14 protein-coding genes are annotated in these 12,409 nt (G+C 52.8%); 6 read left to right on the forward strand and 8 right to left on the reverse strand.

Going from position 1 to position 12,409, the window contains the following annotated elements; translation table 11 throughout:
• Positions 1–243: 243 nt before the first annotated feature.
• Positions 244–606: a SirB2 family protein gene (locus tag CEK71_RS08275; protein WP_088618950.1), complete on the reverse strand. Its 363-nt coding sequence runs from the start codon at positions 604–606 to the stop codon at positions 244–246.
• 432 nt (positions 607–1,038) lie between these two features.
• The gene (locus tag CEK71_RS08280) at positions 1,039–1,932 is read right to left on the reverse strand and encodes a fructosamine kinase family protein (RefSeq protein ID WP_088618951.1); all 894 of its coding nucleotides are present in this window, start codon (positions 1,930–1,932) and stop codon (positions 1,039–1,041) included.
• 251 nt (positions 1,933–2,183) lie between these two features.
• Between CEK71_RS08280 and CEK71_RS22480 the strand changes: the two genes are divergently transcribed.
• Positions 2,184–2,420, forward strand: a complete 237-nt coding sequence (locus CEK71_RS22480; RefSeq protein WP_157679070.1) for a hypothetical protein — start codon at positions 2,184–2,186, stop codon at positions 2,418–2,420.
• A 24-nt stretch (positions 2,421–2,444) separates the two neighbouring features.
• On the opposite strand, the gene CEK71_RS08290 is transcribed toward CEK71_RS22480, so the two are convergent.
• On the reverse strand, positions 2,445–3,287 hold the full coding sequence (locus tag CEK71_RS08290; RefSeq protein ID WP_088618953.1) for a sulfite exporter TauE/SafE family protein: 843 nt from the start codon (positions 3,285–3,287) through the stop codon (positions 2,445–2,447).
• Positions 3,288–3,405: 118 nt separating this feature from the next.
• Here CEK71_RS08290 and CEK71_RS08295 point away from each other — a divergent pair, with 118 nt between their 5' ends.
• Together CEK71_RS08295 and CEK71_RS08300 are read left to right on the forward strand one after the other, a co-directional pair.
• Complete coding sequence (locus CEK71_RS08295; protein ID WP_088618954.1) at positions 3,406–4,329, forward strand: CysB family HTH-type transcriptional regulator; 924 nt, start codon at positions 3,406–3,408, stop codon at positions 4,327–4,329.
• A gap of 140 nt (positions 4,330–4,469) precedes the next feature.
• Positions 4,470–4,796 carry a hypothetical protein gene (locus tag CEK71_RS08300; protein ID WP_088618955.1) on the forward strand — a complete coding sequence of 109 codons (327 nt, stop codon included), beginning with the start codon at positions 4,470–4,472 and terminating at the stop codon, positions 4,794–4,796.
• A 94-nt stretch (positions 4,797–4,890) separates the two neighbouring features.
• Here CEK71_RS08300 and CEK71_RS08305 read toward each other — a convergent pair whose 3' ends face one another.
• Positions 4,891–5,559, reverse strand: a complete 669-nt coding sequence (locus tag CEK71_RS08305) for an alpha/beta hydrolase (protein ID WP_088618956.1) — start codon at positions 5,557–5,559, stop codon at positions 4,891–4,893.
• A 159-nt stretch (positions 5,560–5,718) separates the two neighbouring features.
• Here CEK71_RS08305 and CEK71_RS08310 point away from each other — a divergent pair, with 159 nt between their 5' ends.
• The 3 genes from CEK71_RS08310 to CEK71_RS08320 all read left to right on the forward strand — a co-directional run bounded on the left by CEK71_RS08310 (position 5,719) and on the right by CEK71_RS08320 (position 7,626).
• Positions 5,719–6,036 (forward strand): DUF3301 domain-containing protein, encoded by a 318-nt coding sequence (locus tag CEK71_RS08310; protein ID WP_088618957.1) that lies wholly within the window; start codon positions 5,719–5,721, stop codon positions 6,034–6,036.
• Between the two features lie 25 nt (positions 6,037–6,061).
• On the forward strand, positions 6,062–6,349 hold the full coding sequence (locus CEK71_RS08315) for a hypothetical protein (protein ID WP_088618958.1): 288 nt from the start codon (positions 6,062–6,064) through the stop codon (positions 6,347–6,349).
• Between the two features lie 416 nt (positions 6,350–6,765).
• Positions 6,766–7,626 (forward strand): hypothetical protein, encoded by an 861-nt coding sequence (locus tag CEK71_RS08320; protein WP_088618959.1) that lies wholly within the window; start codon positions 6,766–6,768, stop codon positions 7,624–7,626.
• A gap of 108 nt (positions 7,627–7,734) precedes the next feature.
• Here CEK71_RS08320 and CEK71_RS08325 read toward each other — a convergent pair whose 3' ends face one another.
• Genes CEK71_RS08325 through CEK71_RS08340 form a run of 4 tightly spaced genes read right to left on the reverse strand, consistent with a single transcriptional unit; the run spans position 7,735 to position 12,100 of the window.
• Positions 7,735–8,184, reverse strand: a complete 450-nt coding sequence (locus CEK71_RS08325; RefSeq protein WP_088618960.1) for a hypothetical protein — start codon at positions 8,182–8,184, stop codon at positions 7,735–7,737.
• The gene (locus CEK71_RS08330) at positions 8,184–9,089 is read right to left on the reverse strand and encodes an endonuclease/exonuclease/phosphatase family protein (RefSeq protein WP_088618961.1); all 906 of its coding nucleotides are present in this window, start codon (positions 9,087–9,089) and stop codon (positions 8,184–8,186) included. The genes CEK71_RS08325 and CEK71_RS08330 overlap by 1 nt, the downstream gene beginning before the upstream one ends.
• Positions 9,090–9,122: 33 nt before the next feature.
• On the reverse strand, positions 9,123–11,294 hold the full coding sequence (locus CEK71_RS08335) for a YgiQ family radical SAM protein (protein WP_088618962.1): 2,172 nt from the start codon (positions 11,292–11,294) through the stop codon (positions 9,123–9,125).
• Positions 11,291–12,100 (reverse strand): spermine/spermidine synthase domain-containing protein, encoded by an 810-nt coding sequence (locus CEK71_RS08340; protein WP_088618963.1) that lies wholly within the window; start codon positions 12,098–12,100, stop codon positions 11,291–11,293. The genes CEK71_RS08335 and CEK71_RS08340 overlap by 4 nt, the downstream gene beginning before the upstream one ends.
• Between the last annotated feature and the right edge of the window lie 309 nt (positions 12,101–12,409).

Raw genomic sequence — 12,409 nt, forward strand, 5'->3', positions numbered from 1 at the left:
GGTAAATCTTAAAGCGGGTCTGTTGAAGCGGACGATAGTGGGAAATGTCGGGCAGAAAAGCGTGCCCGACCTACCAAGCAGGTCGGCTTCTATTGTTATTAAGAGATTGATTTTTTAGTAACTATTTTTATGGCAGTTTGGCAAAGCCACCGATTTTTTGCTTACCACGAAGGACACGCCGTCCGCTTCTTCTAAGCTTAGTGTCCTTCGTAGTTAAGGTTTGTCAATGCCGCTGTTTTGGGGTTACAGGAAAAAGAACGGGTTTTTGGTGACGGCGACAATGCCGATATAGACAAAACAGGCCATTGCTCCGGCAAAGGCCAGCCAGCGGTCGCGGCCACGGGTTTTCAGGGTGATGATACCTAAGCCGATGTAACCCAGCAGGGCGATGACTTTCGCGATTAACCAGCCTGTTTCGCCTGCTAACCAAGGTCCTTGGAACACTAAGATAATGCCGCTGAGCAGCAGTAGGGTATTGATGACGTGCGGGGCGATTTTTAAGAACGGTTGTTTGAGGAAAGCCGGGTGGGTTTCCGATAAGATGACCCGTCCGACAAAGCTGACAATCGACAGCAAGATAAAAGTAAGGTGGATAGTTTTAATCATGGGGTTCTCGGTTTGGAAGCATAAGCGCTTCGGTTAAAGGGTGCGCTAGGGCCGCGTCGTCGGCGGTATAGTGCGGCTTAATGTTAGTTATCAGTAACAGCGTTCACCTATAGGTGCGCCTGGCTTTTGTTCTTTCCCCCCTTTGGCAATGCCATCACAAAGGTGGTTTAGCGACAGATGAGCGGGATGTTAGGTTTATTATCCGTTTGGGCTTGGTACAGGAGCGGTGTATTGCCATTATACAGCTTACTGCCTGTCTTATAGGTCTGCACTTATCTTAAGCCTTCGGCAAAGGCCGCCCAGCGCCAGGGCTGTTAGGCGTTACGGATGCTGGCTTTCTATCTGCCAGTAGCGGCTGTTTATCCCCAAGGTGTTTTTATTTTCTCTAAATCAATCGCTATCGGTAAGTTTATCCCTTTCGCTTGCGGTTTGTCACTTGATTTCCGCTAATAGTTTTGCCGCCATTTGTTCGGCTTGCCGGGCGTAGCCGCCGCCGAACAGGTTCAGATGGTTGAGGATGTGGTAGAGATTGTAGAGGGTTTTGCGGGTGCTAAAACCGGGGTCTAGGGGCCAAGCGGCTTGGTAGGCGGCGTAAAAATCGCGGTCGAAGCCGCCGAACAATTCGGTCATGGCCAAATCGGTTTCGCGGTCGCCGTAATAACAAGCGGGGTCGAAAATGACGGGCTGGCCGTGACTGTCCACCGCGCTGTTGCCGCCCCATAAGTCGCCGTGCAGGAGGGATGCTTGGGGTTGGTAGGTGCTAAAGAACGCGTCCAGCCCCAGACACAGTTGCTCGCCCAGTTGTTGCAGGCGGCCGCCGTAGCCATTGGTTTGGGCTAGCCGCAATTGGTGGCCTAGGCGTTGGTCGCGCCAGAAGTTGACCCAGTCGGTGTAAACGGGGTTGGGTTGCGGGGTGCTGCCGATGGTGTTGTCGCAGATCCAACCAAAATGGTTTTGGCGTTGCCGATGCAGTGCGGCTAGGCCTTGCCCCAGCAAACGGCTGGCGGCGGGGCTGGCGCTGCCCCAATCGATATGCTCTAGGACTAAAAACGCCTGTTCGGCGGTGACGCCACAGACAATGGGGCGGGGGACGCGCAGGGTGCGGGTTGCCGCTAGGGCCTGTAAGCCCGTTTGTTCGGCGTTGAACATGGGCAATAGGGCAGGGTGGTTGAGTTTGACAAAATAGCGCTGGGATTTGCCGTGCAGGCAGTATGCGGCGTTGATGTCGCCGCCAGACAGCGGTTGGGCAGAGAGAAGGGTGAAGGATTCGCCTGTGCAGGCACTGATTTGTCCGGCGATGTGCCGGAAGGTGTCGGTGTGGTTCACAGTGGGAAGTCCGCTGGCAGTAAAGGGGTGCGGATAGTATAAAGCGGTTGGCGGCGGATAACAGCCTTGTGGGCGTTGTTATCCACAATGAGTCGCTGTCGCGACGGTTTTTTTAATCGGGTTCTCGCACCCGAAGGCGAGATACTTTCTTTTGCTCCGCCTCGGCAATTGCTCCTGCATTGCTCTACCTCCTGCATCCTTGCAGTCGAAAAGAAAGTATCCAAAGACAAATCCGCCGGGAGCGGATTTGGATGCACCGCACACGAAGTGCGAGTGCCAGGACGGCACGAGTCAGAAGGCGGCCCGATTGCCGCTTGATCCTGCGCTTCTCGGTTTTGTCGGGGGTCGGCAGAGAGGGCTTCCTGCCTTTATGCCCTTTGGGTACTCCTGCCGACGCGCGGCATCCCTGCCGCGCCCCTTTATGCCCTATGGGTATTCGGGCTAATCCCGACAAAACCTGCGATGCTCGGCGCGGCAAACGGGAGTAAAACGGCGTTACTGCGTAACGCCAGTTAGGAAGCGAAGACGAATTTCACGCCGATCAGCAATAACACGGTTGCCAAAACGGGCCGCAGGAAGCGTTCGGGGATTTTCGCGCTCAGGTGGCTACCGACCCAGATGCCGGGGATGGAGCCGACCAGCAAGCTGCCTAACAGCACCACGTCAACGTTGCCTAAAGCCCAATGGCCTGTACCCGCCACGGCGGTTAACGGGATGGCGTGTGCCAAGTCAGTACCGACAATTTTGACGGTTTTCATTTTTGGGTATAAGAACAATAAGGCGACCGTACCCAAAGCCCCTGCACCGACTGACGACAAGGTGACTAAAATCCCTAAGACCGCTCCTGTTAAAATAGTGGCGGGGATTTGCATCCGTTTAAAACGGCCTATAGCTTGCAGGTCTTCGTCTTGCGGTTCGTCGTCGGCGATTTTGTCTTCAATGCCCGCCGCCTCTTTAAGCTGTTTGGCGCGACGCATCATGATGCTGCGCACCAGCAAGGACGTGGCGGTCAGTAACAAGGCAATGCCTAAGGTAAAGGTAATCGCGCCAGTGATTTCTTTGCCGATTTCCATCAGATGCTTAAGCACCAGCAAGGTGGCGATGGCAAACGGTAAGCTGCCTGCGGCCAACCATCTGACCACTTTCCAATCGACTGAGCTGTGTTTGGTATGGTGTACCCACACGCCGCCGGTTTTGGTGATGGCGGCGAACATCAAGTCGGTGCCGACCGCTACCGAGGGCTTAAAGCCGAACAAGAACACCAATAAAGGGGTCATTAAGGAGCCGCCGCCCACACCCGTGATACCGACCAGCAGGCCGACCAGCAAGCCAGAAAGAGAATATGCCAGATTCATAAAAAATAGTCCATGCCATGATTAAAAATGATATGGCTGCATATTAACAGGGCTTGGCTATAACAATTAATGATATGTTATTCTATGTTTATCTTATTTGATTATATAGAATGGGTTTATGAAGTTGCATCAGTTGCGGTATGTGCGGGAGATTGTCCGCCAGAATTTGAATGTTTCCCATGCTGCCGAGACCTTGCATACCTCGCAATCGGGGGTCAGCAAACAAGTCCAGTTGTTGGAAGAAGAGCTGAACCTGCATATTTTTGAGCGTCACGGCAAGCGCCTGACCGGGGTGACCGAATCCGGCGGGCTTATTGTAGCACTGGCGGAGCGGGCGTTGCGGGAAATTGAAAATATTAAGCGCGTCAGCGAAGAATTTAGCCAGAAAGAAACCGGGATTTTGACTTTAGCGACCACCCATACCCAAGCCCGGTATCGCTTGCCGTCGGCGGTGCAGGCGTTCATCCGGCGCTATCCTGATGTTAAGCTGCATATCCACCAAGGCACGCCCACCCAAGTCGCCGAGCAAGTCGCCAGAGGCGAGGCGGACATCGGCATCGCCACGGAAGTGATTAATGGTTTTGAGAAGCTGCTGTGCTTCCCCTGTTATGAATGGAACCGCTGCATCATTGCCCCGCACGCGCATCCCTTATTTGACGGTGAGCCGTTGACCTTAGCAAAAATAGCCCTTTATCCGTTGGTGACGTATGATTTTACCTTTACGGGCGGGTCGTTGGTTAACCGGGTTTTTTCCGAAGCGGGGCTGACCCCCAATGTGGTGTTGACCGCGATTGATGCCGATGTGATTAAGACGTATGTCAATCTGGGGTTGGGTATCGGCCTGCTGGCGAATATCGCTTATGACCCTGAACGCGACAGTGGTTTGGGGATGGTCGATGCCAGCCATTTGTTTCCGGCCAGCACCACTTACTTAGGCATCCGCCGCGACACTTACTTGCGCGGCTATATGTACGGGCTTATCCACCTGCTCGCCCCGCAATTTGACCGCAAGGCGATAGATGCGGCCTTGTTGGCGGGGTAGGGGGGATTATCCATAGTCCGCGTAAGAAAAATAAAGAATTATCGCTTCATTAAGGTATAATCGCCCACTTAAAAAAGGGGGCATTTAAGCAAGAATAACCACCCCCCGGGCATCTTAAAGTTATTCGGAAATTGAGAGTTATGAAAAAAGTTAACGTTGCGTTAGTCAGAGTGCTACAGTTCGTGGTGTTTGTGTCGTTCACCTTTATGGTAATCGCCTATTTTGGGGCAATGGTGTTGTTGCCGCTGGACATTATTGTCCTGTTGACCAAACTGATGGGTGTTTTCGGCCTGAATGGCTTTATCGCCGCCTTTATCGCGGTGCCAGCCGTCGGTTATTTGTGCATGATGGTGTACAAAACCCCCGGTTTAAGCCAAATGATTGTTGATACGGGTATTGATCTGGTGCAAACCGGCAAAACTCGTGTCGAAGCGTTTAACGGTATTGTTGAAGCCGTTAAAGCCTAAGGGCGGACGCGGGTAGCCCGCTGTAAAGCGGGTGGGCAATAAAAAAGGGCGTGCCTTGGGGTACGCCCTTTTTTATTGCTTGGCGTTTGGGCGTTTACTGGAAACGCGCGTTAATAAATGCGGCAATGTGCTGGATTTCTTCGATACACACCGAATGTTCCATCAGGTAATCGTGCCATTTGACGTGGTAGGCTAGGGCATTGAGCGCGTCATAAGCGGCTTTGGCGGTTTCAATGGCGACGACGTTATCGAGGATGCCGTGCGCCATAAAAATGGGGGTGTTGTAATTGGCGGCGCTGCCTTCGGTTTTTAATTGCCCGACGGTGGGCAGGTAGGTGGACAGGGCGACGATGCCGGCCAGTTTGTGCGGATAGCGCAGGCCGGTATGCAGGGCGATGACCCCACCTTGCGAGAAGCCCGCCAGCAAGATATGGTCGGCGGGAATACCCTTGTCGATTTCTTTCTGGATCAGCGAATTGATGGCGGCGGCGGATTGGTAAATGCCGTCGGTGTCGACTTTTCTGTCTAAGGTCGCTTCGAGGATGTCGTACCACGAGCGCATTTTCGCGCCGCCATTGATGGTCACGGCCTGGATAGGGGCGTTAGGGAAGATAAAATGGATATGGGCGGCGGCGTGCAGGTGCAGTTCTGGGACTATCCCTTCAAAATCGTGGCCATCTGCCCCTAAGCCATGCAGCCAGATCACAGAATAGGTATGCGCCGCTGTCGGCAGTATTTCAATACAGGTGAGTTCAGAAGCCATAGCAAAGTCAGGTAAGTGGGTGAAAGATGGGCTTAATTTACCATGCCTGTTAGGCAAAGCAATACGCCAGCGGTGCTTGTGTTAAGGCGGCTGCGGCTTTTGTGAAAAAATCTGGGTACAATAGCCGCTTAACCTCCGTTTATTTTTTGTCATTCTGCCATGATAGACCATTTTATTTTCATTATGTTGCTGTTGTCGGGTTTCTTTTATTGGTATCACGGGCAAAAAGTCAAAGAACTGGCCTATAAGGCGACCCGCGAGCATTGCCAAGCGGTGCAGGTGCAAATGCTCGACGAGTATGTCGCCGGGCACAGTTTATGGTTTAAGCGCGATAAGTACGGCAAAATGCAGCTGCGGCGTACGTTTACCTTTGAATTTGCCTCAACGGGGGAGCAGCGCTATAACGGCAAGATCATCATGCTCGGCGAGCAGGTCGAGTCCATCGTCATGGAGCCGTATCGGGTCGATTGGGGGTAAGGTTATGGCTAAACAGGAGACTATCATGCAACATTGCCCTTCATGCGGTCACGAACGGGATTTGACCGCCATGCGCTGCCCGGAATGCGGCAGCTTTTATTCCAAAGTCATCGAACTGATCGAGCAGGAAGCCGCCGCCGAAGAGCAGGCCAGCTTAAAAGGGCGGTGGTGGCGGATCATCGGCGCGGCGGACAAACGCCATGCTATTGCTGAGGAGTATCGGCAATTTAAGGCGGGCTTGACCTTAACGGCTAAATTTACCTTGTGGGTGATTGTGGCGTTTGTGTTTGCGCTGGTGGTGACGGTGTTGTGAGTGGGGTAGGGGTAATCGGTTAGCTTAGGTTGTCTTACTATGGCGGGTGTTGCGGGCAAGATGCCCGCGCTCCAGCCCTATCCATTCTATGTTACTGGCCTTATGACCTAAGCTTCTTAAGCTCAGGGGCTAATTTTGCCATTAAGGCCAGCATATAATGTTGGCGGTTAGCATTAGGAATGACTTGGCCGTTCGTTTCATTGAATTTTATCAAGTCGGCGTAAGCAAAATGATCGCCTTTTTGTGGCTTCTCAAAATCATGACCATCTGGCTTAAAAAGTTGCAGCAAGCCAAGTGATGCCCAGAAACCTTTATGCTAACCGGATTACAAAAGTTTTTTATCGGCTATACTCTTTAAGGGTGGCGGCATAAAACCATCCGTTAACGATTTTTCAACCCACTTAAAGAGTCTGATTATGAAACTGTCCCACGTTTGGCCGTTGTTCTTGTTACCGCTATCAGGCATTGCCCTTGCCACCCCCGATCCTTTGTTAAGAGTCGTGGTCGCCTCACCCGCCATGCCCACGAACAGCAACAGCAATAGCTGCACCATAGATGGCAACGGCAAAGTGATTGTCCAACACACGGTCAATATCTCCACCTCAGGCCCTAGCCTGACATCCAGAGAAGTAAGGGCCGCCAAGTTAAGCGTGGCTGAGATAAAAGCCGTCATTGCCACCGCCGCACAAGGCACGATAACCGGCAAGGCCACCACTGGCGGCTATACCCATCAGTATTTCGCCTACCAAACCCAAAATAGCCACACCCAGAAAATTTTCCTATTGGATAAAGTGGGCGGCGGCTTAATCAACGACTCGCTGGCGGTAACGCCATTGACTAAATTTATGGACAGCGTCTGCGGTGACTTATCGTTCGTGCCGTACCAAGACACGGCCAAAGCCAAATTCTCCGAAGTGGTTTTTGACACATACGGTGTTAAAGCGGCCGCTGAAGTGTGCGGCCAGGCCAATAACGGCTTTGGCACACCCGGTTCGGCGGGCGCGTGTGACGGCACACCAACAGGCGACTACTACATGCATATCACCCTAGATCAAATAGCCCAAAAAATTGCCGCAACCCCACCCGCTGACGCGACCACAGCGTCCGTCACCGTTGTCCAACTCGATAACAATCATATGACCATTACGGCCACTGCCGCTACCACCAATGGCCTGAATGGCGAAACCTATATCCTTAACGGCACGTATTACAACAGCGGTTTCCTTATTTGGAGTGTAGATCCCGTCTCTACCTGCAAAGGTGTGGGTATTTGCTGATGGCCTGTTGCATAAAATAACCGCGTCGCTTGGCAAACGGCAAAAAATTGTAGAGACGTTGCAGTGCAACGTCTCTACAACGGGTTATATTTCATGCACCATCCTAACCTAAGCCGATGCTTTCGACATGGCCATCAGCTCGGCCAAGTTTTCGCCAACAATGGGATCTTGTAACATCAGGGCTAAGGCGTTTTCCAAAGCGACTTTGTCTTCACAATAATGCTCTTTAGTGCCAAAGCTGATTTTACAGGGATAGCCCGTCCGGTCTTGGCTCCAGGTAGCAATTTCTTTTGTTGGTGACACGGGGAATGGGAATAGTGGATTTATGGCGCAGATAGCCTGATATTTTATGTTTCGAAAATCTATGCGGCTACCACCGAGTGGATTAAAATCAGGTGCTTTTTCACATTCTCTTATTTGAATGTTTACATTCCCCTTGGTCGCGTTAGCAAGCTGTTTGTTCAACTCATCGAAAACCGAGTTTATTTCACGTTTATTTTTTTCGGCTATTTGGGCCGCATCCAAGCCTTTATTAAAGGCGGCAATAAAATCTACCATTATGGTTTCCTCGCAAATGTGGCTATGACGGGAAGATGGTCAAAAATTGACTTATTTTTTACCATCTGTAAATAACCAGGAATATCTATAATCCCCGTTGATGCTTCATTCAAAGCCCATCCTATCTCACCCAAAAACGCCGATGACACCATGATTTGGTCGAAAGTGTGCCATTTTGTCGTAGATCCCTTTTTGTAATAATAGGTTCCGGCATAATCTAAGGCTTGCAGGTTTGGATAACTTAAATGCCGCCAAAAGGGATTATAAAGCAGTTGCTTTTTTCTTTGCTTGATGACCCATGCTTTATCGCGGGTCGCCATCAGTTGGCGGCTTAACGGAACATCAAAAGGTTCGTCATTATAATCACCCAGCAAAATAATATACGGGGCGGATTCAGAGTTATCGATAATATCATCCACGGCATCACGCAAACGTATTCCCAGCAAATGGCGGTCTGCATCACTTTCGGGACAATAACGCCGACTTTGCCAATGTGACACCAATAGATAAAACCAAGTGCCATCGATTAGTTGCACGCCGATTTTTTGGGCGATTTTCATCCTCTTACCACCTCTTGCATAGTCGATGTCTATAGGGGTGCTAATTTGTAATCTATCAGGCCGATAAATAAAACAAGTATCAAAGATGACCTTACCTGATTGCGACACACCGCTTTCAATGCGGTAGCCCTCTAATCCATCTAGCGATCTTAATAGGGTAACATCATCTTTTGATATTTCCCCTAAGGCTAGAAAATCAATGGCAAAATCGAGTAACAGGCAATAAATCACTTTAATGGCGATTTGTTTTTCTTCATCACTGGCGCGGCGTACCTTCCTCAGTGTTGGTGGTGACAGGCTGGTGTTCCACCAAGCAAACGTTAACGGCTCAACAGTAATGTTCAACGGACAAACCCCTTAGCATAAAGCAGATAAAAATTACCGCGCTTTGCCCCGATTCCCGCCATAAACTTTCCCCTTGCTAACCCCCGGTTTCTGCTTATCCAACCCCGTATATTTAGTCTTAAACGCTTGGGTCTTGCCCGTCTCCGGTACGGTGCCTTTGGGTTGGAACGAGGGGATGAGGTGGTGTTTGCCGTTGCCGATCAAATCCGCACGGCCCATGTCTTTTAAAGCTTCGCGCAGCATCGGCCAGTTTTTGGGGTCGTGGTAGCGTAAAAAGGCTTTGTGCAGGCGGCGTTGTTTGACGCTTTTGGGGATGTAGATGTCGGGGGCTTTGTGGTTGACTTTGTGCAGGGTGTCTTTGCCGGAATGGTACATGGCGGTGGCGGTGGCCATCGGCGAGGGCAGGAAGGCTTGCACTTGGTCGGCACGGAAACCGTTGCGTTTTAGCCAGAGGGCCAGGTTGAGCATGTCGGTGTCGGTGGTGCCGGGGTGGGCGGCGATAAAGTAGGGGATCAGGTATTGTTCTTTGCCCGCTTCTTTGGAGTATTGGTCGAACATTTCCTTAAAGCGGTCGTAAGTGCCCATGCCGGGCTTCATCATTTTTGACAGCGGGCCTTGTTCGGTGTGTTCGGGGGCGATTTTTAGGTAGCCGCCGACATGGTGGGTGACCAGTTCTTTGACGTATTCGGGCGACTCGACCGCCAAATCGTAGCGCAGGCCGGAGGCGATGAATATCCGTTTGATGCCGGGTAAGGCGCGGGCGCGGCGGTACAATTTGATGAGCGGGGTATGGTCGGTGTTAAGATTCGGGCAGATGCCAGGGTAGACGCAGGAGGGCTTGCGGCAGGCGGCTTCGATTTTTTCATCCTTACAGGCCAAGCGGTACATGTTGGCGGTGGGGCCGCCCAAGTCGGAGATGTGGCCGGTGAAGTTGGGCGAGGTGTCGCGGATGGCTTCAATCTCGCGGATGATGGAGTCTTCCGAGCGGCTCTGGATGATGCGGCCTTCGTGTTCGGTGATGGAGCAGAAGGTGCAGCCGCCGAAGCAGCCGCGCATGATGTTGACCGAATGTTGGATCATTTCAAACGCGGGGACGTTCGCGCCGCCGTAAGCTTTGTGCGGCAGGCGGGAGTAGGGCAGGTCGAACACGCCGTCCATTTCTTTGGTGGTCAGCGGGATGGGCGGCGGGTTGAGCCAGACTTGGCGGTTGCCGTGCTGTTGGATCAGCGGGCGGGCGTTGCCGGGGTTGGTTTCGGCGTGCATCACCCGCGAGGCGTGGGCGTATAAAATTGGGTCGTCTTTGACGGCCTCAAAAGCGGGCAAGCGCAACACGGTCTTGGCGCGTTGGCTGCGCATCAGCAGTTTGTCGAAGCGGATGGCGTGTTCGCCCGCGTCGAGGAGGCTGCTAGGCGCGTCGGGTTTTAGGTCGCAGGCGGGCTCTTCTTGGTAGGGGTTGACGGGCGGCATTAATGCCCCGGGCTTGTCGATGTCGGTGGAGTCTTTGACGGCGTAGCCTTCGGGGATGGTTTTGACGAAGTGCGCGGTGCCACGGATGCCGACCAGGTCGCCGATGGCTTCGCCGTTGGCGAGGCGGTGGGCGATTTCGACGACTTGCCGCTCGGCGTTGCCGTAAACCAGCAGGTCGGCTTTGGCATCGAGCAGCACTGATTTGCGCACGGTGTCTGACCAATAGTCATAATGGGCGATGCGGCGCAGGCTGGCTTCAATGCCGCCGATGATGATCGGCACGTCTTTAAAGGCTTCGCGGCAGCGGTGCGAGTAGACGTTAACGGCGCGGTCGGGGCGTTTGCCCGCTGCACCGTCGGGGGTGTAGGCATCGTTGGAGCGGATTTTTTTGTCGGAGGTGTAGCGGTTGACCATCGAGTCCATATTGCCCCCGGTGACGCCAAAAAACAGGTTAGGGCGGCCTAGGGCTTTAAAGTCGGCGGCGGATGTCCAATCGGGTTGCGAGAGGATGCCGACGCGGAAGCCGTGCGACTCTAATAAGCGGCCTATCAGCGCCATGCCGAAGCTGGGGTGGTCGATGTAGGCATCCCCAGTGACGAGGATGATGTCGCAACTGTCCCAGCCCAGTTCGTCCATTTCGGCGCGGGTCATCGGCAGTAAGGGGGCGGTGCCAAAGCGTTGCGCCCAATATTTGCGGTAGCCGAACAGGTAGGGGGCGGCTTGAGTGGTGTCGGTCATGGTTTTATCACTTGTTTAAGGGTGCTGGCGTTATGCTTGTTTAAATCCCGCAAAAACGCCGGAAAATCGATGTGTAATTGCTGCTCCAGCGCGACGGCGCGGGCACGCAGGCTTTTTAAGGAGATGCCCGGCACGGCCTGCTTAAAGGCCAAGCCGATGATGTTGCCGCGCCCGACCACGGGCAGGAATAATAACTTCCAGTCGAAGGCTTTGCCCAGCCACAGTGCGGCGGCTTGGAACAAGGGGTTGCTGGTGCCACCCCAGAGGTTAATGACCAAGATGCCGTCGTCTTTTAATAGGGCTTGACAGGCATCAAAAAACGCTTGGTTGCTGATCGAAGCCGCCATGCCTTCGTGGTCGAACGCGTCCACCACCAGGAGGCCATAGCGTCCGTGGTGGCTGTCGGCACGCTGGCGGACATAATCGCCGCCGTCGCCGATAATGATTTTTAGGCGCGGGTCTTGCGGCAGGCCGAAATGGCTGCGGGCGACCCGCACCACGCTTTTGCGGCTTTCTATGACGGTCAGGCGGCAATCGGGGTGGTGGTGGAGCAGATGCCGGGTGATGGAGCCGCCGCCTAGGCCGATGAGCAGCACGGGGTCGGCCAGCGTCTCCTTAAAGAGCTGCCAACTGGTCATGCTGCGCACATAAGCTAAGGCCAAGTGTTCTGGGTCAGTTAACAGTATCGCGCTTTGGATGGAGGATGAGCCAAAGTGCAACGATCTTACGCCTGCCGCTTCCACCACTTCGATGATGCCGTCGTCATCGTGGCTTTCGTGGATCAGCAAACCATCATATTTTTGCATAGGGGGCCGTGTCAAAAAACTAACCCGTTATTATACAGGCAAAAAGTGTTTTTGCAGGCGTTAATCGCTTGACTTTTTAACGGTTTGCCTAAATTTGGGCAGTTGCTGCCAGCACTTGCCCATTAATGGCTTCAAAAATCTTGGGCTATGTCGGCAAGGCTTGGCTTTAGTGCGCTATTTCCTTGTTTTTTGTGGCAAAATAAAATTGATGGGCAATGTTATGTTTTGGTGCATGGCATGGTGCATCGTTTAACGTTTGCTGTATAATTGGCCGTTTACCCAGTATGCCCTTATTAAGACGGTAACGGG

Source organism: Methylovulum psychrotolerans (assembly GCF_002209385.1).
Classification (GTDB): Bacteria; Pseudomonadota; Gammaproteobacteria; order Methylococcales; family Methylomonadaceae; genus Methylovulum; species Methylovulum psychrotolerans.